This window comes from Priestia sp. P1_B12_1 (assembly GCF_056406695.1).
Window position 1 is genome coordinate 977,957 of record NZ_JBFTZR010000002.1, and the last position, 20,295, is coordinate 998,251.

The window sequence follows — 20,295 nt, forward strand, 5'->3', positions numbered from 1 at the left end:
CATACATATAAAGGCTAAAAGGGTATACGTATATTGAAACCGCTTTTATGTTTTGGAAGAAAAACCATGCTATGCCCGCAGTTGCAAGGAGAGAGAAAGATGAGAAAACGAATCATGACAGCGCTGCTGCTTGTCACTGTTTTAGCTGCAATGGAAGGAACCATTGTCAGTACGGCTGTTCCAAGAATTACAAGTGATTTGTCGGGCATTGAGCTAGTTAGCTGGGTATATGCCATTTATATGCTGACAACTGCTGTATCTACACCTATATACGGAAAGTTAGCGGATCTATTCGGCCGCAAAAAAGTGATGCTTGTTGGAATCATTATTTTCTTAATCGGATCGATACTTTGCGGACTTAGCTTTTCGATGCAGCAATTAATTGTCTATAGAGCTATCCAAGGGCTGGGCGCCGGGGTCGTTATGCCGCTTACAATGATTATTATTGGCGACTTGTATGAAGAAGCAAAAGAAAGAGCCAAAGCGCAAGGATGGATTAGCGCAGTTTGGGGAGTTGCGGGAGTTCTCGGACCTCTTCTTGGGGGATTCTTAGTGGATACGCTGTCTTGGCGCTATATTTTCTTTTTGAATATACCGTTTGGACTAATGGCTTTTTTTGTTCTTTTAGTAAACTATAAAGAAGAAGTGGTAAAAGAAAAACGCTATATCGATTATATTGGAGCGGTGACGTTTTCAGTGGGAACAATTGCGTTTTTATATGCCCTTTTAACCGGAAGTCAGCATCAAAACTGGGGAGATCCGACCATTATAGGGTTATTTGTTCTAGCTGTTCTGACATTCATTGGCTTTATTTATATAGAAAAGAAATCGCCCGAACCTCTTATCCCGCTTGAACTGTTTTCCATTCGAAGTGTATCTGTTATAAACTTATTAACACTTCTTGTCGGATCAGTAGTTATTAGTATTACGGTCTACCTTCCAATTTGGAGTCAAGGAGTGCTGGGGAAAAGTGCAACCGCTGCTGGTTTTGTATTAATGCCTATGCCAGTATGCTGGACGATTGGTTCACTGCTTTCAGGGAATTTAGTAGGGCGCCTTAAAACGCACTCCATCCTTACGTTGGGCACGGCCATTGTAAGTACGGCTTGTTTTATGCTGTTTTTAGTTTCCACCCACTCACCCGTATTTTTAATTTATGTAGCCGTTGGGGTCCTTGGGTTAGGAATGGGTATTATTACGCCTATTTTTATGCTGGTTATTCAATCAGCGGTCCCGGCTAGCAAAAGAGGAGTAGCGGTGGCTCTTAATACATTTACAAATACATTTAGTCAAACGCTAGGTTCTGCGGTGTTTGGTACAATCTTTAACTTAGTGACACTTTCACAAGCAAAGAAATTAGGGCAAGAAAATTTAAATGCTTCGTTTGAGACAGGCGGAGTACCAGCAGAAGAACTGTCAAAGCTGCATGAAATTCTTGCATCAGGTGTTCACATTATTTACAGTGGAACATTTTTAGCTGCATTACTAAGCTTTGCTGTTTCATGCTTCCTAGTAAAAACAAGACATGAAAAAATAAAAAATATATCTGTACAAAAGTAACGAAAGAGGCTGAAACACAAGTATTTTAGTTGAAGGACAATCCGAACGAGTTTGATTAGGAATCAAACTCGTTCGGATTTTTTTATAGGTATGGTGAATGTAGCTTTCGCATATCTAGCTGCTTTTAGCTGTTAATTGGATTGATTTCGTTATATATCAGTCTCTTCTTTTAAAAAATATCAAAGAAAGAAAGAAAAAAGATATTGTCTGATAACGTTCCCGCAAACTCATTCATAATAAGAAGGATTTTTATCAATGCAGAAAATTTTTTATTTTTTGTTTTTTTAGTATGGACATTTACCTAGTTGTTGATTATTATGAATTCTATAAGCATTGAATTTTAAGCGCTTTCAAGAGAAACATTTGTCTTTCTCAGGAATACACTTGATTTTTAACTCATATACTGTAAGTGCTTAGATGAATCTTTTAATGGGGAAAAGAGAAGTTTATAAGACGTGTTGAACAACAATGAGGGGGTATGGAAGATGACAAGCAGACGTTTAAAAGAATTCTTGAATAATAATTTAGAAGATTTAAAAGATAAAGGATTATACAATGTCATTAATCCGGTAGAGGGGCCCAATGGACCTGTGATTCAAATTGAGGGAAAGCAATTAATTAATTTATCATCCAACAATTATTTGGGGCTTGCTACAGACGAGAGGCTTATTAATGCGTGCAACGAAGCCACTGAAAAATACGGAGTGGGGGCTGGAGCTGTCCGAACGATTAATGGAACTCTAGATATTCATATTAAGCTAGAGGAAAAGCTAGCCGAGTTTAAGCATACAGAAGCAGCTATAGCTTATCAGTCTGGGTTTAACTGTAATATGGCAGCCATCTCCGCGGTTATGGATAGACATGATGCGATTTTATCAGATGAGCTGAATCACGCTTCAATTATTGACGGATGCCGGCTATCAAAAGCAAAAATTATTCCTTTTAAGCATTCGGATATGGAAGATCTTCGTGCAAAAGCAGGCGAAGCACAAAAATCCGATTTATATAATAAAATAATGGTGATTACCGATGGTGTGTTCTCAATGGATGGAGACATTGCTAAGCTTCCGGAAATTGTAGAAATCGCAGAGGAATTTGACTTAATCACATACGTAGATGACGCTCACGGGTCGGGCGTATTAGGGAACGGCATGGGCACAGTTAAACATTTTGGCTTATCTGAAAAAGTAGACTTCCAGATTGGAACATTATCAAAAGCGATTGGAGCTGTAGGTGGGTACGTAGCCGGAAAAAAAGACTTAATCGACTGGTTAAAAGTAAGAAGCCGTCCGTTTTTGTTTTCGACTGCTATTACACCAGGCACGGCTGCTGCCTGTATGAAAGCAATTGAAATCCTAAGCACAAGTACAGAGCTGCAGCAGCAAATGTGGGAAAACAGTCGGTATTTAAAGCAAGGATTAAAAGAACTAGGCTTTAACATTGGAGAAAGTGAAACACCTATCACTCCGTGCATCATAGGAGATGAAAACCAAACCCAGATTTTTAGTAAGAGGTTAATAGAAGAAGGGGTATACGCTAAATCAATTGTTTTCCCAACCGTTCCAAGAGGGACAGGACGCGTTCGCAATATGCCGACGGCTGCTCATACGAAAGAAATGTTAGATGAAGCACTTCGTATCTACAAAAAAGTAGGCAAGGAAATGAAATTAATCTAAACGTTGAATCTAGGCAGTACACGAGGAGGATATTGACATGAAAAAAGTATTAATAACGGGTTCTTTAGGGCAAATCGGTTCTGAGTTAACGGCGAAAATGAGAGAGATATATGGTTCAGAAAATATTATTGCCACCGATATTCGCAAAACGACGAGCGATGTCGTGACTTCAGGTCCATTCGAGATTTTAGATGTAACGGATCAGACTGCGTTATTTACGATCGCTAAAAAGCATAAAGTTGATACGATTATTCACTTGGCTGCGCTGTTATCAGCGACAGCCGAGCAAAAACCGCTTCTAGCTTGGAATCTAAATATGGGCGGATTAGTAAACGCGCTCGAAGCAGCACGCGAGCTTCAGTGTCAATTTTTCACTCCAAGTTCAATTGGTGCATTTGGTCCAACGACTCCAAAAGACTGGACGCCGCAGGATACAATTCAACGTCCTACCACGATGTATGGTGTTAATAAAGTAGCGGGTGAATTACTTTGCGATTACTACCACCATAAATTCGGAGTAGATACACGAGGGCTGCGTTTTCCAGGCTTAATTTCATACGTAACGCCTCCAGGTGGAGGAACAACGGACTACGCTGTTGAAATTTATTATGAAGCCGTTAAGCATAAGCGATATACCTCTTACATTGACAAAGGAACATATATGGATATGATGTATATGCCTGATGCATTAAATGCTGTTATCCAACTAATGGAAGCTGACGGTTCTAAGCTGAAGCACCGAAATTCATTTAACGTTTCTGCCATGAGCTTTGATCCAGAACAAATGGCGACTGAAATCAGAAAAACGATTCCGGAATTTGTGCTGAATTATCAAGTAGATCCTGTTCGACAAGCAATTGCGGAAAGCTGGCCTAACCATATAGATTCCAGCTGTGCAATAGAAGAGTGGGGGTTTAAAACAGAATATAACCTAGAAAAAATGACGAGAGAGATGCTGGGAAAGTTAAAAGTTGAATCACAGCTTGTCTTAACGTAAGTAGAGAAAAATGATTTCTTCCTCGAAAATAAAGTAAGCGCTTACTAAAAGGCAGATTGCTTGTTTATGCAAGTTCTACTTCGTAACAGTGGTGGACAGTACACATAGATCTTCTGCCCCTTTAAGTGAGCGCTCGTTCGTTGAATAATCAGCACCCTTTTAGGTATTCGTCTGTTAAAATAATAAGGGGATAGAAGGGAGGGAATGACAGTTGAACAATAAATTTCAACAAGTTAATGATTTTTCAATGGGAAGATTAACATCTTTACTCGTTCTTTTACATAATACGGAACTAGCTGAAGGTATTGAAAAGGAAATCAATGAGAGAGGATATAGCTACACAGTAGGAAAAGTCGGAGCAATGGAACTGTCTAAAGTCGTGGCGGCAATTGAAACGAGCGCCAAGACAAACAAAATTATTAATGCCCAGTCGTACCGGGAAGTTCACGCTCTTTATCATGCTATACTTGAAGCCATTCAAGGAGTTAGTCGAGGAACGCTGCAGCTGGGTGATATTTTACGGACGGTAGGACTCACATTTTCAATCGTGCGCGGAAAAATTGAGTTTTCAGGATCAAGCGACGAATGGATTAGCGTTTGTGTGTATGGAACGATAGGTGCGCCTAAAAAAGGCTTTGAACATGATACATTAGGCTTTGGTTTTAACCACATTTAAAAAATAATGAACGAAATAGTACGAATATAAAAAGTGAGAGATGTACATAGCTGCTTTAAAGAAGATATTTTTCTTATTGAAAGGTTCTGTGCGGCGTGTTAACATAATAATTAATATAATAACTGCCTTTAAGACGGTCCAGAGAGGCCGAAAAGGACGGATCACTCATTTACTGCTTCTATGCCTATCTGTGCCCTTTTGCCCTCTGCGACAAAAGGGCTTTTATGTGTTACTTACCTCTTTTAAACGAAGTCCAGAGAGGCTTCAAAAGAGAATGGAGATATGTTATTTATCCATTCCTTCAAAAAAGAAAGAGCGTTGATACGGAAAGAATACACTGGAGGGTGGAACAACATGAATTATCGTAACAAGACAGTTGTAGCATCAGTAGCAGGTTTGACGTTAGAAGGGATGGACATTATGTTTATCTCGTTTGCTATGTCAATGATTATTGCTGAATTTCACATTGATTTAGCAACAGGTGGACTTATTTCTTCTATTACAAATATAGGAATGCTCATAGGCGGCGTAATCTTCGGAATTTTAGCAGATAAATTTGGAAGAGTGCGGGTTTTTACCTACACGGTTCTTTTATTTGCAATCGGAACGGCATTAACAGGTTTTGCAGCAAATGTTGAACAAGTGTATGCTTCACGATTTATTGCTGGAATTGGGGCTGGAGGAGAGTACGGAATCGGTATGGCTCTTGTTGCAGAAGCGTGGCCGAAACATAAGCAGGGAAGAGCTTCATCTTATGTTAGTGTTGGCGCACAATTTGGAGTTATTCTTGCGGCGCTTTTAAGTTCTCTGATCCTACCGATTTTCGGATGGAGAGCCTTATTCTTTGTCGGAATTATACCCGTCATTTTTGCTTTTATCGTACGAAAAAATTTAAACGAATCTCCTGAGTGGCTAAAAGCTCAAAAAGAGAAAACAGCGGTTGTTAAAAATAATGGTAAGCTTCGTCAATTATTCGCTACGCCTAGGACGGCGATGACGACTATTTCGCTGGCAGTGATGGCTACAGTCCAAATTGCAGGCTATAACGGACTGATGATATGGCTTCCATCTATGCTTCAGCAATCACAAGGCCTCTCTGTTTCAAGTTCAGCTCTTTGGACAATCAGTACAGCCGTGGGAATGATTATAGGCATGCTAACATTTGGTCAATTTATGGACCGTTTTGGATCGAAACGTACTTTTGGAATCTTTCTTCTTGCTTCAGCTTGTGCGGTATTTTTATACTCGTATGCCGAAGGAGGTGCAGGGCTGCTTATAGGAGGAGCTGTGGTCGGATTTTTCTCAAACGGAATGTTCGCGGGATACGGAGCATTGATCAGCAGCCACTATTCAGTAGAAGTGCGCAGCACTGCAACGAACACCATTTTTAACTTTGGGCGAGCGCTCGGAGGGTTATCACCCATTCTTGTCGGCTATATTTTGCAAAGCTATGATATGACAGTAGCGATGACGTACTTGGCGGGGTTGTACTGTATTTCGTTTGTTTTTATGGTAAGTCTTAAAAGAACGGGAGAAAAGAAAGTGAAACAAATGAACGCTCAATCTGCTCTTTAAAATAAAAGATAGATTCTATGCTTTTCTGGAAAAAACCGCGCTTATTCAAAAGGGCGGTTTTTTTGAGTGTATAAAAAATAAATTCAGAAATACGTTTGTTTTTTTGCAGATGCTTTATTAACAAAGACACATTATCTATAAAAATATTTATGGATAAGCAGATATTTTCTAATTTGTATTATAGTAATTCCTCTCTTACAATAGGGTGTGTAAAGCGGAAACAGAAAATACTATCTTTATTTACAGGAGGACGTTACTATGTCTAAACATATATTAATGGTCGTAACAACGGCTGACAAAATGAAAGAAAATCATCCAACAGGCCTTTGGCTTTCAGAATTTGGTGAAGCGTACGTAGAGTTCGAAAAAGCTGGATTTACGATTACTGTAGCAAGTCCTCTAGGAGGAAAAGCGCCGGTGGATGCTCGCAGCCTTGAAGGAGAGACTTCTCAAGAAATCTTAAATACAGCTAAGCATCTAGAGAATACCCTAAAACTTGATACAATTACAGACAGTGCTAAATTCGATGCTATTTTCTTACCAGGCGGTCACGGCACAATGTTTGATCTGCCAGATAATCAAACGCTCCACGCTTTAATTCGTGAACTATACGAAGGAGACAAAGTAGTAGCCGCTGTATGCCACGGACCCGCAGGCTTAGTAGGTGTTACATTATCAGATGAAAAGCCGTTGGTCGAAGGAAAAGATGTCGCTGCGTTTACAGATGATGAAGAACGTGAAACAACATTGGACCGCTTCATGCCGTTTCTTTTGGAAACACGTCTGCGTGAACTTGGTGCAAATGTAGTAACTGCTCCAAACTGGACAGATAATGTACAAGCAGATGGCAACCTAATAACAGGTCAAAATCCTCAGTCAACAATCAGTGTAGCTAAAGCAGTCGTGAAACACTTATTGAAATAAGATGTAAAAAAGCCTGTAGGCTATAAGCCTACAGGCTTTTTTATGAACAGCATCAAGAAAGATCGATGTGGATAAAATGTATGTTTTGCCGGCTTGAACTAGAGAAATCAATCATCATACAAAAAATATGATGGTCAGTGTAATAAATTCAAAAAGAGGGAAGCTTTTTATGGAGAATATTTTTAAAGAAATGAGGAAAAACGATGTCAGAAATTATTATTAACGCCATTTTGCAAGCCAAGCCAGGAAAAGAAGAAGAGCTTCGATCAGAGTTAGTAAAAGTTATTAAACCATCAAGAGAAGAAAAAGGATGTATTCAATACACTCTCCACCAGGATACAGACAAAGCAGGCACATTTGTTTTTTATGAGAAATGGAAAAGCCAAGAAGATGTTGAAGCTCACATTGAAACACCTCACTATCAACAATACAGACAGCAAACAGAACTGTTAATTGAAAGCAGAGCGGTACATCGTTTACAAGAAGTACGTTAATACAAAAAGAAGGGGAATAAAAGTGTTTTAGTTGAAGGAAGATCCGAACGAGGAACCGAGATTCTTGATGGAGAATCAAACTCGTTCGGATTTTTTTGTGGTTATGGTGAATGCAGATTTCATTTAGTGAGATCACGCAGAAGGGTAAGCGATGAGGAAAAATAATTGCAGCTGGGAAAAGCCGATTGGAAAAGGGGTAAGACAGTGAAAGAAACAAAAAATAATAGAAGCGGTGTTTGAGAAGCAGACAGGCGGGTAGATAAAAACTAGATGAGATAGTTCAACAATTAACAAACTAAAAGGAGAGATCAAATCAATGCGTACAAATTTAAAACACTTTATTAATGGAGAATGGATTGAATCAACAGGAAACGAAACGTCAGATGTGATCAATCCTGCTACTGAAAAATCAATTGGTAAAATTAGCTTAGGCACAAAAGAAGATCTAGATAAAGCCGTGGCAGCAGCTAAAGCAGCTCTTCCCACATTTTCAAGAACAACAAAAGAAGAGCGAATTAAAATGCTTCGCAATATTGCAAAAGGATATGAAAAGCGTAAACAGGAGCTTATTGAAGTTATGACTGAAGAGCTTGGCGCTCCTTTAAAGATTTCAGAAGAAGTTCACTATGAAATGGGACTTAGCCACTTTAAAGAAGCAGCTAATGCACTTGAAGATTACACATTTGAAAAAGATCATGGAAGCTACAAGGTCGTGAAAGAGTCTATTGGAGTAAGCGGACTTATTACACCATGGAACTTCCCAACGAATCAGACGTCTACTAAAATTGCAGGAGCTATCGCAGCAGGAAGTCCAATGGTATTAAAACCATCAGAACTTACACCGTATGCAGCGATGATATTAGCAGAAATCATTGATGAAGCTGGTGTACCAAAAGGTGCCTTTAACCTTGTAAACGGAACGGGAAGCACAATCGGTGACGGTATTAGTTCTCACCCGGACATTGATTTTGTATCATTTACAGGATCAGGTGCTGTAGGCGAGAAAATTATGCAAAACGCGGCTAAAACAATCAAAAAAGTAGCGCTTGAGCTAGGCGGGAAATCACCGCTAGTTGTATTAGAGGATGCGGATGTAGAAGAAGCGGCTAAAATAGCAGTTTCACACATTGCAATGAATACAGGGCAAGTATGTACGGCAGCAACGCGCATTATCATTCCTGCCTCTATGAAAGAAAAATTTGAAGAAGCAGTGAAGAAGGTTTTACCATCATTCCCAGTTGGTGATCCATTAAATAAAGACAACGTAACTGGACCGCTCGTAGCGGAAAAACAGTGGGATCGCGTACAGGATTATATTAAAAAAGGAATGGACGAAGGTGCAACACTTCTTACTGGCGGAACGGGCAAACCAGACGGCTTAGAGACAGGATACTTTGTTAAACCGACAGTCTTTACTGACGTTTCAAATGATATGGTTATTGCACAAGAAGAAATCTTTGGACCTGTAACAACTATTATTACGTATGATGATCTAGAGCAAGCTCTTGAAATTGCAAATGATACAATTTATGGACTTGCAGGCTATGCGGTCGGAAAAGACCAAGAAACACTTGACTATGTTGCTAAAAATATTAGAGCTGGTCAAATCATTGTTAACGATGCCAAGCAAGACAGAGCTGCACCATTCGGTGGATTTAAGCAATCTGGTATTGGACGCGAATGGGGAGCATTTGGTATCGAAGAATATCTAGAGCCAAAAGCGATCATGGGCGTTAAAGTTCCGGCAAAAGTATAATTGATGTAAAAAAAAGAAAGGAGTTCTTCTCCTTTCTTTTTTTATGGATACATAAAAGAGAGCTAGTTAAAAAAAGAATAACGAAAGCAAAGGTGGATAGCATAAACGTGTAGCACATATATGAAGTGACACGTTAAAGGAGGGAATTATAAATTGAATAGAGAGATGCACGGAAGTTCATCAACGGAAAGTTTCATTCCCATGAGCTCTATAGCCAGTGGAAAAGGAGTCGAAGTGGCGCCGGATATCTACAGCTATACTACACAGATTGTTAACGTATGTTTTATAGGGAATCCAGCCAAGAACGATCGCTTTGTCCTTATTGATGCAGGCATGCCTAACTCGGCTTCTATGATTATTAATGAGGCAGAGGAAAGGTTTGGAAAAGAAAAAAAACCAAAAGCAATTATTCTTACACATGCACATTTTGATCATATTGGATCTATTATTGAATTAGTGGAGAAGTGGAAAATACCGGTATATGCACATCCGCTTGAACTTCCATATGTGACGGGTAAAAAAAATTATCCCACACCAGACGGCACAGTCGAAGGCGGGCTTGTAGCAAAGCTTTCTCCGCTATTTCCAACGGAAGCCATTGATTTAGGTTCTCATGTGCAAGCTTTACCAGCCGACGGCTCTGTACCTCATATGCCGGAATGGGAATGGATTCACACCCCTGGTCATTCTCCAGGACATATTTCTCTTTTTAGAAAGCAGGATCTTGCGCTTATCGCTGGGGATGCTTTTGTTACCACTAAGCAAGAATATTTACTGGATGTACTAGAGCAAGAATTGGAAATTAGCGGTCCTCCTCGTTATTTAACTACGGACTGGGCATCTGCTAAAAGATCAGTTGAAGTGCTTCAGTCACTGCATCCGTCTGTGGCGGTGACCGGACATGGAAAACCAGTTTCCGGAGAATGGCTTTCAACTAATTTATTGAAGCTTACGAAGAATTTTGATGAGATTGCTCGTCCGGATTATGGAAAGTATGTATAAGGCTAAAGAAAAAAGTTTACTCTTTACGCAGCTCTTAAAAGCTGCAGGTGAAGATCAAAAGCTTTACGAACTCAGTGAGTTCGTAGAGCTTTTTTAATTTTTCGTATAAAAGTGAAAAAAGGTTGTTATTACCCTTATTAAAAATTTTGTTGAATAGCCTGCTGCGCTTCTCGTAAATGTCTTAAGTGCTCTTCCATTCGTTTTAATTCTTTATCACTAGACGCCGCTTCTTTTTGTTCATTAATTTGCTGCTGAACGATAGTCAAATGCATTTGAGCATTTTGAAAATTAGCTCCATTCAAATTCATCTGTCCTTGATAAACTGCCTGTTCAGCTAATTGTAATGCTTCTTTAATATGAGTGTATGAATTCATGCTTCTCATCCTTCTGTATAGTATTTACAGTTAACATGCGCTGGTTTTTCGCAGCTATACAAAAGGATTTAGAAATAAAATAAAAATTACGTAGTACAAGCTAAGCAGGCTGCATACATTTATCATAGTTCAATTTATAAAACCTCAGAAGCAGGGAGGGATGCATGTGGGAGCTTTTTTCAGTTATATGTTATTAGGGCTATCGTTAGCCGCACCAATCGGTCCTATCAACGCCGCTCAGCTTGATAAAGGAATTAAAAATGGTTTTTTACATGCTTGGTTCTTAGGGATAGGGGCAACATCGGTTGACGCTCTTTATATGCTTGTAGTTTATTTTGGGTCCGTTCATTTTTTAAGCAGCGATTTTATGAAAACGTTTCTTTTTTCGTTTGGATGCTTCGTATTAATTTATACCGGTATTGAAGGATTGATGAGCGCAGGGAAAATTACACAGCATCGGAATGCAAAAGGAGATTCGGTCGTAAAATGTTTTTTTTCAGGTTTTTTAATTTCATTAACAAACCCCCTTACTATTCTTTTTTGGCTCGGTATTTATGGCTCTGTTTTAGCCAAAACAGCTAATACATACGAAACAGAACAGCTTATTTTATACAGCTGTGCTATTTTTACAGGGATTTTATGCTGGGATATTGCTATGGCAGCTTTAGCAAGCACTTTTCGCAGGTATTTAGCAGCGACGTTTTTGACTGCAGTTTCCGTTATATCCGGCCTCTCTCTAATAGGATTTGGTATATATTTCGGCTGGCAAGCTGTGCAGCAATTCATTATTTAAAAGGGGAGAAAGCAGAACTGAATTTAAAGCGTTTTCTATCTGCTGAAAAATAGTAAAAAGCTGCCTCTTTTTGCGCATAAATTTTTCAAACTATCACACACTACATCGAGGTGTAAGGAGTGATAGTATGAAAAAGAAAATAGGCTGCGGAAGTCAAGTTGAAGGGAAATTAAAATGGTGGCAGCTGTCTTTAATCGGAGTAGGGTGCATCATCGGTACAGGCTATTTTTTAGGATCAAGTATTGCAATAAAAGCCACGGGTCCCTCTGTATTAATTGCTTTTTTACTAGCAGCAGTATGTACATTTATTGTATTTGACGCTCTTGCTAAAATGAGTGCTCAAGATCCTCAAAAAGGTTCGTTTCGCTCCTATGCTAAAAAGGCTTATGGAAGATGGGCAGGCTTTAGCAGCGGATGGGTATACTGGAGTTCAGAGATGCTGATCATGGGGAGTCAGCTCACGGCTTTATCTCTTTTTACACGTTTTTGGTTTGACGGTATTCCACTGTGGGTCTTTGCCTCTATTTATGCTGTTTTAGGCATTGCTGTTGTATTAATAGGAACAAAAGGCTTTGAACGAATGGAAAATGTATTTGCTGTCACAAAAGTGGCTGCCATTTTAATGTTTATTGTATTAGCTAGTCTCGCTTTATTTGGATTTTTAGACGAAGGTGCCAAACAAGGGATGCCACGAACGATAAGTGAAGTATTTCCCCACGGGTTTTTAGGTTTATGGGGCGCTTTGCTTTATGCCTTTTATGCTTTCGGCGGAATCGAAGTCATGGGGATCATGACGGTTCGTTTAGAAAAAAAAGAAGACGCACCGAAAGCAGGTAGAAGTATGCTTATTCTCCTTGGAATTATTTATATCGCTTCACTGAGTTTAGCTATTTTAATTGTGCCATTTCATGATTTTCATGGAAATCAAAGTCCATTTATAACGGCTTTAGAAACATACCATCTTCCATTTTTTCCTCATGTTTTTAATGGAGCAATGATTATCGCTGGATTTTCAACAATGTCGGCTTCTTTCTTTTCTGTAACAACGATGATTGTCACTCTTTCAGAAGATGGAGATGCTCCTGCATTGTTTTCAAAGCAAAAAAAGAAAAAGCTGCAGTTTCCTTTACCGGCCTTGCTTTTAACAACGGCAGGATTAATTGTTTCTATTGTTCTTTCCTTGCTATTGCCCGGGAAAATTTATGAGTACATTACAACAGCAGCGGGACTGATGCTGATTTATAACTGGTTCTTTATTTTAATTTCTTTTCATCGCTTAATCAAACAAACCGTTTGGGATAAAGTAAAACAAGCTGTTGGCCTCTTATTAATCCTGCTAGCAGTAAGCGGTACGCTGTTAGAATCTGCAAGCAGGCCAGGTTTCTTTGCAAGCTTAGGCTTTCTAATTGTTATAAGCCTTGTTATTTTAAAACTGCGCCATAAGTGGAAAGAAGAAGAAGCCGCTAGCTAACATATATTTAATCTTTATGAGGGACACTATGCACGTTGTACAATTACAAAAATAAAAGGTGGTTATGAACATGCCAAAAAACAAGCAGACTCCTTCTTCACAAGTAGATCAAAAACAAGTAGTAGATGACAAAGCGAAAGCGCTACGAGAAAATAATTATGAAGATGGTCATATTCGCAAGATAACTCAAAGCGGGGCAGACGGCCAATAACAAAAAAAGACGCGTTCGCGTCTTTTTTTGTTGAAGTGTATCATCCTTACCAACGATGAGCTTTTGCATTACTTCGCAAGATGATGTTCGTTTGAGACATCTCTGTATGTCCATTTACTTGGGACTTTGAACGCTTCGGTCTCGTCCAGTTGTGGCGGAATAGTTCTGAATGCTGATCTACTTGATTTTTATCATTCATCATAATCACCTCAAGGATAGGATACTTTCACAAGATATTTACGGTGAAATATCTCTCTTATAGAATGGGATAAAAAAGAAGAAATACACCTAACACTTTTAACCATACATATAAAGGGAGTGCCTATTCATAAACTATAAAGGGCAACTTCTAACTTTAGGTTAAGCTTCGGATTTATAAAGTAAAACTGCCTTAGTGGGGACTAAGGCAGTTTTTTAGTGGAGTAATCATACTTCAATAATGACAGGAAGGATCATAGGTCTTCTTTTGGTTTGGTTATATAGAAATTGGCCAAGCGTTGTCTTGATTTCTTTTTTCATAATGCTCCATTGATGAACATGAGCTTTTTGTAATTGATTTACAATTTTAGTCACTTGTCGGTTAACATCTTTTAATAACTGCTCTGAATCTCTGGTATAAACAAAGCCTCGTGAAATGGTATCTGGACCAGACACAATTTTCCCTTCCGCTTTATTCAGAGTAATAACAATAACCAGCATACCATCTTCTGAAAGCTGTTTGCGGTCACGTAAAATCGCGTTGCCAACATCTCCAATGCCAAACCCATCTACATATACATTACCTGCAGGGATTTTTCTTGTTTGAACAGCTGCTCCGCCCTTGATATCAACAATATCACCGTTATTTATAATAAAAATGTTCTCTTTTTCCACCCCGACGGATTCTGCTAATAAGCTGTGGTGATGAAGCATTCGAAACTCACCGTGAATCGGGATAAAATACTTTGGCTTCATCAATGTAGCCATTAATTTTAGCTCTTCTTGATAGCCGTGTCCTGATACGTGCATACCTGTTGCGCTTCCTGAACCGTAAATCACATGAGCCCCCAGTGTGAAAAGGCTGTCGACAATACGAGAGATATTACGTTCATTGCCAGGAATAGGTCCTGCTGATAAAATGACCGTGTCTTCAGGAAGAATCTCTACTTGTCGGTGATTTCCGCTGGCTAATCTAGATAGAGCGGCCATCGGCTCGCCTTGGCTTCCAGTGCAGAGGATAGCGACTTGTTCAGGCGCAAGTGAATGTACTTCATAAGGTTCAATTAGCATCCCTTCAGGAATGGTTAAATAACCTTTCTCTAACGCAACTGATACAACGTTAACCATACTTCTTCCTAGCAGCGCAAGTTTTCTGTTCGTTTTAATCGCTGCATCTACAATTTGCTGTACGCGGTTAACATTGGAGGCGAAAGTAGAAATAATCACTTTTCGCTTTGCTTTACGAAAAGCTTCTTCTACATGTTTGCCAACTAGCTTTTCTGAAGGCGTAAATCCAGGGCGTTCAGCATTTGTGCTTTCTGATATTAAAGCGAGTACACCTTCACTGCCGATTTTCGCCATTTTATGAAGATCTGGATATTGGTCGTTAACAGGAGTTAAATCAAACTTAAAATCCCCGGTATGCACCACAGCTCCTTCAGGGGTATGAAAGACAATGCCGAGACAATCTGGAATGCTGTGATTCGTTTTAAAAAAAGTAAGCGGAATATTGCCTAATATAATTTCCGACTCTTCGTTGATTTCAATAAGCTCCGTCTCAGCAGATAATTGATGTTCCTGGAGTTTAATGTCAATTAATCCAAGGGTAAGGCTTGTTGCATAAATTGGAAGATTCAACTGTTTTAAAAGATAAGGAATGCCTCCAATATGATCTTCATGACCATGCGTAACAACCAGTGCTCGAACTTTTTCTCGATTCTCTTGCAAGTATGTAATATCAGGTATAATCAAATCAATTCCTAATAAACTTTCGTCAGGGAATTTAGAGCCGCAGTCAATTACAATGATGTCATCATCATATTGAACGGCATACATGTTTTTTCCTATTTCATTAATGCCGCCTAAAGCAAAAATGGATAGTGTGTTTCTATTTGTACTCACACTTATTTCCTCCTATATTTTCAAAATGAATATGCAGAATTTCTACTCTTAGTATGAACATTTATTTCTGGTGCATTCTGTTAAATATGGAGATTTTATTTTTATTTAATAAGAGGGGTGCAAGTAAAAAGAAAAGAAAGTCATTTTCCTAATACTACCTCTTATTTTCTTTTTATAATTCCATAAAATATAGACGTTACACATGGAGGTGGATGGAATGAGTAAACAAAATAAAAGCAAAAACCAAGGAGTCAGCAGCAGTGCAGCTGCTGTCGATAATGTGAATAAAAGTATTTTATCAAACGATATTCATACAGATGAGCTTCAAAAATCAAAAGTAAGCCGTCACAACAAATAAAAGAATGACAACCAAAAGAGCAGCTTTGAGCTGCTCTTGATAAAATAGAGATAGGGAAGTGAAAAAACGTGTCAGAAAACAAAAGTTCTCAATATAAAGAAGAAAATAAGTCAACTCCTAGTCGTCCTCTTGAATATAAAGAACGCACAAATGAATCACAGAGTACACGTCAAATGCTGCGCAGCATTCTGGAATATTCGAGTCGATATCGTTAATAAAATTCTACATATAAAACTGTAAGGATAAGCGGGCAATATAAAAGTTGAAGCACCGCTTTAATACAAAAAAAGCAAGCAGCTATGCTTGCTTTTTTTGTATGCATAGCCCTGTACATATTGAAAAAAAAACATACATACGTTATTTTAGATAAACGTATGTATAATGGTAAACCTGTACATGTATTTTTTGAGAAAAATTAAAGTTTGGAGAAAAGAAGTGGGGGATTTTATGAATTTACATGATTTTGTTCATGGAGTAGATCCAACAATAAAGCTAGTTATTGAAGATGAGTTTCCTGGAACGCGGTGTGTAGGCGGAAAGTACGTTCCTAGCACACATTCTATTTTTTTATATGAAAAAGATATTAACATACAGTGTCAGCACTTGTTTGGTTCAAATGAGTGTTTAGAATCTTATCAATGGATTATTTTAGCTCACGAATTAGGTCATGCGCTAGATGAAGAACTTTTATCTTTGAGTGCAAAGTTTGATCAAACAGACGATATAGGTCTTTTGTATCGAATTGAATGTAATGCTTGGGAGATAGGAGAGAAATTGATTCCTTTTATTAATTCAGAACTATTCTCATTCATAAAAGATCAATCGTTAGCCCATTACCATAAAGAGATGGAGAAGATTAGTTAGAAGAAGAAAAGTTCCTGTGACTTGTACTATAAGGAACTTTTCTTCTTCGAGTTGTTTATATACTTCAAATACTAGTTAATTATTACGCTGGCTGCTGGATCTGCCGCCTTTTTTTCCAATTTCCTCGTAAAATTCTTTACCTTGATTTTTGGAAGTAGCTTCTCCGCCTTTTTCACCAATTTCTTGGTAAAACTCTTTGTCATGATTTTTGGAAGTAGCTTTTCCACCTTTTCTTCCTGCTTCTTCACGACTCATTTTTTCATTCTTTTTATTAGTTGCCATCTTGCATCCCTCCTAATAAATTTGAATTCATAGTCTGTCTTCCCGGTCAAAAAAGGATTAAACTGGTTATTTTATATTTTTTCTAAAAATTAGATTTTTCTCAAAATTATCAGACCACGAAGCCCTGTATAGTAGTATTTATTAAGTTGAAATTAATCTTAAAAAATTTTATATAAAATATGATATGGTTAAGAGAAATAAGAAAAAGGAGCTTAGAAACATGTCAAAATATGTAGAAATAGATACCGCTTCGCTGCGACGGAAAATACAAGAATACAAAGAATTAATTTGGAGAGTAGGGCCAGGAAGTGAAAGAACTATAGAAGCTGTTCAAGAGATTCAAGGAATGGAAAAGGAGTTAAAAGCACGCAATGCAGAATTTGAAGCTACGGATTGGAAAGCTTTTACTCGGGAAATAAAAGAAAACTACGATTTTACTTATTAAGAAGACACATTCATAATAATGTGATTGAAATAAATGTCTCCAAGTAGAAGGCTTTCTGTTTTCTACTTGGAAACGATAGAAGTAGTATGAAGACGATTAAGAAAAATGATCCAGTATCAATGAAACAAGTAATCCAAGTGCAGCAATCAATCCTGTAATAGACCCTCCTTCTTCATAGGCCTCTGGCATCATTGTAGAACCTACCATAGCAATAATGCCACCGCCGGCAAAAGCAGCAATAGCAGCCATAAGTGTCTCAGATGCATGATCTAAAAAAACAAAGCCTGTCCATGAGCTAAAAGCTGAAATGAACAAAACAGCTGCCCATAGTAAAAAAATTTTCTTTTTAGAGAATCCGCTTTTCACTAGACCGGTCGTGCTGGACAGTCCTTCAGGAATATTACTTATAAAAATAGCGATAACAAGAAGCCAGCTAACGGTTGCATTTTCAATTAAGCTAGCCCCAATCATAATGGACTCTGGTATTGCGTCCATTACGGTTCCTATAAATATAGCAATTCCAGAACCATTCGCGGCCATTTGTTTTGTAGACCTCTTTCTTTTATTCGCTCCTTGGCGTGAAATTAGATAGTCTAAAAAAGTAAAAACAATAGCACCTGCAAGGAACCCAAGAGAAGTAGCTTTTAACCCGCCGCTATGAACGGAGTCTCCAAGCAGCTCATAGGTAGATGCTCCAATTAATACACCCGTCCCAAAAGCCATAATATAACCAATTATCTTTTTGCCGATAGGCAAAAAAACTGCTGCCAAAGCACCAAGAAGGACAGCTGATCCTGAAATTCCGCCCCACATCGCAGCTTGCCACATGAAAAATCCCTCCTCATCTCTATTTTCTATTGATACTTTCCCTAAGTAGAGAAAGTGAAAACGTAAAGGGAGAAGAAAGGAATTTGTTCGATCAAGTAGCGGTTTCATTTCGTTATCCTTAAGAAATAGAGTGTTCCAGTATTCTACGTCTATATTTATTTTTAATATTCATAAAATTTAAATTATACTTAAATAAAAAAATATTTCACTGAGATGATTGATTTAATAAAGGTGAAAGGTTTTGTTAAGTGTTTTTCTGAAAAAAACAATTGTATTTCTGAGGGAAATTTATTATTATAAAATAAGTAATTATACAGTCGAATAGCTAAAAATAGAAAAAATAGTTTAGTTGTAAAGGTACTAGATAAAAATGGAAGGTTTTAAAAGCGATAGCTGTTCCATCAGACACAAAAAGTATCTTTCCTAACAGAGCTATAACAAGTTTAGGAGGAGGAAATGGAATGGCAGACAAAGAGCTAAAAAGAGGTTTAGAATCCCGTCACATTCAAATGATCGCGCTAGGCGGAACAATTGGCGTTGGATTATTTATGGGATCAGCAAGCACCATCCAATGGACAGGTCCATCGGTATTGCTTGCTTACGCAATCTGCGGAATGTTTATTTTCTTTATTATGCGTGCCATGGGCGAGATGCTGTACATGGAACCAAGCACAGGTTCATTCGCTACATTTGGCCACAAATATATTCATCCATTAGCAGGTTATATGGCTGCGTGGAGCAACTGGTTTCAATTTGTAATCGTAGGGATGTCTGAAATTATAGCGGTAGGAGCATATATGCATTACTGGTTCCCACATCTACCTGCTTGGGTACCAGGTATTATCGCCATGTTGATCTTAGGCACAGCAAACTTAGTTTCAGTAAAATCATTTGGAGAGTTTGAATTTTGGTTTGCGATGATTAAGATTGTAACGATTATTTTGATGATTATTGCAGGGCTCGGGTTGATTTTCTTCGGATTTGGAAACGGGGGAGACGCCATTGGATTATCAAACCTTTGGGCACACGGCGGCTTCTTTGCAGGCGGATGGTCAGGTTTTTTCTTTGCACTATCTCTTGTTATTGCAGCTTATCAAGGAGTCGAGCTAATTGGTATTACAGCTGGTGAAGCAAAGGACCCTAAAAAAACGTTAAGAAACGCAATTCAAAGCATCATCTGGCGCATTTTAATTTTTTATATTGGAGCTATTTTCGTTATCGTGACGGTATATCCGTGGAATGAATTAGATTCTTTAGGAAGTCCATTTGTATCTACATTTGCTAAAGTTGGTGTTACGGCAGCTGCAGGTATCATTAACTTTGTTGTTATTACAGCAGCGATGTCAGGCTGTAACAGTGGAATTTTTAGTGCAGGACGCATGCTTTATACACTTGGCGTAAACGGCCAAGCACCTAAATTCTTCACAAAAATTTCTCGTAACGGCGTTCCAATTTATAGCACACTCGCTGTTATGATTGGATTGGTAATTGGTGTTGTTTTAAACTACATCGCTCCACCTAATGTATTTGTTTATGTATACAGTGCGAGCGTGCTTCCGGGAATGATTCCTTGGTTCATCATTCTTATCAGTCAAATTCGTTTCCGTAAAGCTAAAGGTGCTGAAATGGATAGTCATCCTTTCAAAATGCCTTTTGCACCTGTAACGAATTATGTAACTATTGCCTTTCTACTAATGGTGCTTGTAGGCATGTGGTTTAATGATGAAACGCGTATTTCACTTATCGTAGGAATTATTTTCCTTGCTCTTGTTGTCGTTAGTTTCTACGCATTCGGAATAAATAAGCGTATGATACCTGATACAGAGAACGGTCAAATAAAGAAATAACTATGCATTTTCATAAGTGAAAAGCAAAACAAAAAAACGGCTGAGAAAAGCCGTTTTTTTGT

General features: G+C 38.4%; 21 protein-coding genes and 1 pseudogene. 17 read left to right on the forward strand and 5 right to left on the reverse strand.

Annotated features, from left to right (window positions below; genetic code table 11):
* Positions 1-99 precede the first annotated feature (99 nt).
* From AC1D0Y_RS10450 to AC1D0Y_RS10490, 9 genes are all read left to right on the forward strand, one after another.
* Entirely contained in the window at positions 100-1,560 is a 1,461-nt protein-coding gene (locus AC1D0Y_RS10450; protein ID WP_060747529.1) for an MDR family MFS transporter, read from the forward strand.
* Between the two features lie 485 nt (positions 1,561-2,045).
* Entirely contained in the window at positions 2,046-3,236 is a 1,191-nt protein-coding gene (locus AC1D0Y_RS10455; RefSeq protein WP_060747530.1) for a glycine C-acetyltransferase, read from the forward strand.
* 37 nt (positions 3,237-3,273) lie between these two features.
* Positions 3,274-4,233, forward strand: coding sequence for an L-threonine 3-dehydrogenase (locus tag AC1D0Y_RS10460; RefSeq protein WP_060747531.1), 960 nt, complete (start codon positions 3,274-3,276; stop codon positions 4,231-4,233).
* A gap of 211 nt (positions 4,234-4,444) precedes the next feature.
* Positions 4,445-4,909, forward strand: coding sequence for a hut operon transcriptional regulator HutP (gene hutP, locus AC1D0Y_RS10465; protein ID WP_060747532.1), 465 nt, complete (start codon positions 4,445-4,447; stop codon positions 4,907-4,909).
* Positions 4,910-5,263: 354 nt separating this feature from the next.
* Positions 5,264-6,484: an MFS transporter gene (locus AC1D0Y_RS10470; RefSeq protein ID WP_477707555.1), complete on the forward strand. Its 1,221-nt coding sequence runs from the start codon at positions 5,264-5,266 to the stop codon at positions 6,482-6,484.
* Positions 6,485-6,742: 258 nt separating this feature from the next.
* Positions 6,743-7,408 carry a type 1 glutamine amidotransferase domain-containing protein gene (locus AC1D0Y_RS10475; RefSeq protein ID WP_060747534.1) on the forward strand — a complete coding sequence of 222 codons (666 nt, stop codon included), beginning with the start codon at positions 6,743-6,745 and terminating at the stop codon, positions 7,406-7,408.
* Positions 7,409-7,611: 203 nt separating this feature from the next.
* Positions 7,612-7,902, forward strand: a complete 291-nt coding sequence (locus AC1D0Y_RS10480; RefSeq protein WP_060747535.1) for a putative quinol monooxygenase — start codon at positions 7,612-7,614, stop codon at positions 7,900-7,902.
* A 316-nt stretch (positions 7,903-8,218) separates the two neighbouring features.
* Positions 8,219-9,658 (forward strand): aldehyde dehydrogenase family protein, encoded by a 1,440-nt coding sequence (locus AC1D0Y_RS10485; protein ID WP_253352562.1) that lies wholly within the window; start codon positions 8,219-8,221, stop codon positions 9,656-9,658.
* A gap of 153 nt (positions 9,659-9,811) precedes the next feature.
* The gene (locus AC1D0Y_RS10490; protein WP_060747537.1) at positions 9,812-10,660 is read left to right on the forward strand and encodes an MBL fold metallo-hydrolase; all 849 of its coding nucleotides are present in this window, start codon (positions 9,812-9,814) and stop codon (positions 10,658-10,660) included.
* Between the two features lie 137 nt (positions 10,661-10,797).
* Here AC1D0Y_RS10490 and AC1D0Y_RS10495 read toward each other — a convergent pair whose 3' ends face one another.
* A complete protein-coding gene (locus AC1D0Y_RS10495) occupies positions 10,798-11,034 on the reverse strand; it encodes a hypothetical protein (protein WP_028408115.1) in 237 nt (78 codons plus the stop codon).
* A gap of 166 nt (positions 11,035-11,200) precedes the next feature.
* On the opposite strand from AC1D0Y_RS10495, the gene AC1D0Y_RS10500 reads away from it, so the two are divergent.
* The 3 genes from AC1D0Y_RS10500 to AC1D0Y_RS10510 all read left to right on the forward strand — a co-directional run bounded on the left by AC1D0Y_RS10500 (position 11,201) and on the right by AC1D0Y_RS10510 (position 13,509).
* Positions 11,201-11,827: a LysE family transporter gene (locus AC1D0Y_RS10500; protein ID WP_080781608.1), complete on the forward strand. Its 627-nt coding sequence runs from the start codon at positions 11,201-11,203 to the stop codon at positions 11,825-11,827.
* Between the two features lie 127 nt (positions 11,828-11,954).
* On the forward strand, positions 11,955-13,298 hold the full coding sequence (locus tag AC1D0Y_RS10505) for an amino acid permease (protein WP_013082475.1): 1,344 nt from the start codon (positions 11,955-11,957) through the stop codon (positions 13,296-13,298).
* A 70-nt stretch (positions 13,299-13,368) separates the two neighbouring features.
* Positions 13,369-13,509 (forward strand): hypothetical protein, encoded by a 141-nt coding sequence (locus AC1D0Y_RS10510; RefSeq protein WP_013082476.1) that lies wholly within the window; start codon positions 13,369-13,371, stop codon positions 13,507-13,509.
* A 46-nt stretch (positions 13,510-13,555) separates the two neighbouring features.
* Here AC1D0Y_RS10510 and AC1D0Y_RS10515 read toward each other — a convergent pair whose 3' ends face one another.
* Positions 13,556-13,708: a YpzG family protein gene (locus tag AC1D0Y_RS10515; protein WP_013056278.1), complete on the reverse strand. Its 153-nt coding sequence runs from the start codon at positions 13,706-13,708 to the stop codon at positions 13,556-13,558.
* A gap of 227 nt (positions 13,709-13,935) precedes the next feature.
* On the reverse strand, positions 13,936-15,609 hold the full coding sequence (locus AC1D0Y_RS10520; protein ID WP_217599341.1) for a ribonuclease J: 1,674 nt from the start codon (positions 15,607-15,609) through the stop codon (positions 13,936-13,938).
* A gap of 217 nt (positions 15,610-15,826) precedes the next feature.
* Here AC1D0Y_RS10520 and AC1D0Y_RS10525 point away from each other — a divergent pair, with 217 nt between their 5' ends.
* From AC1D0Y_RS10525 to AC1D0Y_RS10535, 3 genes are all read left to right on the forward strand, one after another.
* On the forward strand, positions 15,827-15,967 hold the full coding sequence (locus AC1D0Y_RS10525; protein ID WP_176547857.1) for a hypothetical protein: 141 nt from the start codon (positions 15,827-15,829) through the stop codon (positions 15,965-15,967).
* Between the two features lie 68 nt (positions 15,968-16,035).
* The gene (locus tag AC1D0Y_RS10530) at positions 16,036-16,182 is read left to right on the forward strand and encodes a hypothetical protein (RefSeq protein ID WP_156602962.1); all 147 of its coding nucleotides are present in this window, start codon (positions 16,036-16,038) and stop codon (positions 16,180-16,182) included.
* 232 nt (positions 16,183-16,414) lie between these two features.
* A complete protein-coding gene (locus AC1D0Y_RS10535) occupies positions 16,415-16,831 on the forward strand; it encodes a hypothetical protein (protein ID WP_060747540.1) in 417 nt (138 codons plus the stop codon).
* Positions 16,832-16,909: 78 nt separating this feature from the next.
* Here AC1D0Y_RS10535 and AC1D0Y_RS10540 read toward each other — a convergent pair.
* Positions 16,910-17,113 (reverse strand): annotated as a pseudogene (locus AC1D0Y_RS10540) (KGG domain-containing protein); the annotation flags it as partial.
* A 220-nt stretch (positions 17,114-17,333) separates the two neighbouring features.
* On the opposite strand from AC1D0Y_RS10540, the gene AC1D0Y_RS10545 reads away from it, so the two are divergent.
* Positions 17,334-17,558, forward strand: a complete 225-nt coding sequence (locus tag AC1D0Y_RS10545) for a hypothetical protein (RefSeq protein ID WP_060747541.1) — start codon at positions 17,334-17,336, stop codon at positions 17,556-17,558.
* Between the two features lie 96 nt (positions 17,559-17,654).
* Here the strand turns inward: AC1D0Y_RS10545 and AC1D0Y_RS10550 are convergent, their stop codons facing one another.
* On the reverse strand, positions 17,655-18,386 hold the full coding sequence (locus AC1D0Y_RS10550; protein WP_060747542.1) for a ZIP family metal transporter: 732 nt from the start codon (positions 18,384-18,386) through the stop codon (positions 17,655-17,657).
* Positions 18,387-18,847: 461 nt separating this feature from the next.
* Between AC1D0Y_RS10550 and AC1D0Y_RS10555 the strand changes: the two genes are divergently transcribed.
* A complete protein-coding gene (locus AC1D0Y_RS10555; protein ID WP_028408122.1) occupies positions 18,848-20,233 on the forward strand; it encodes an amino acid permease in 1,386 nt (461 codons plus the stop codon).
* Positions 20,234-20,295 lie beyond the last annotated feature (62 nt).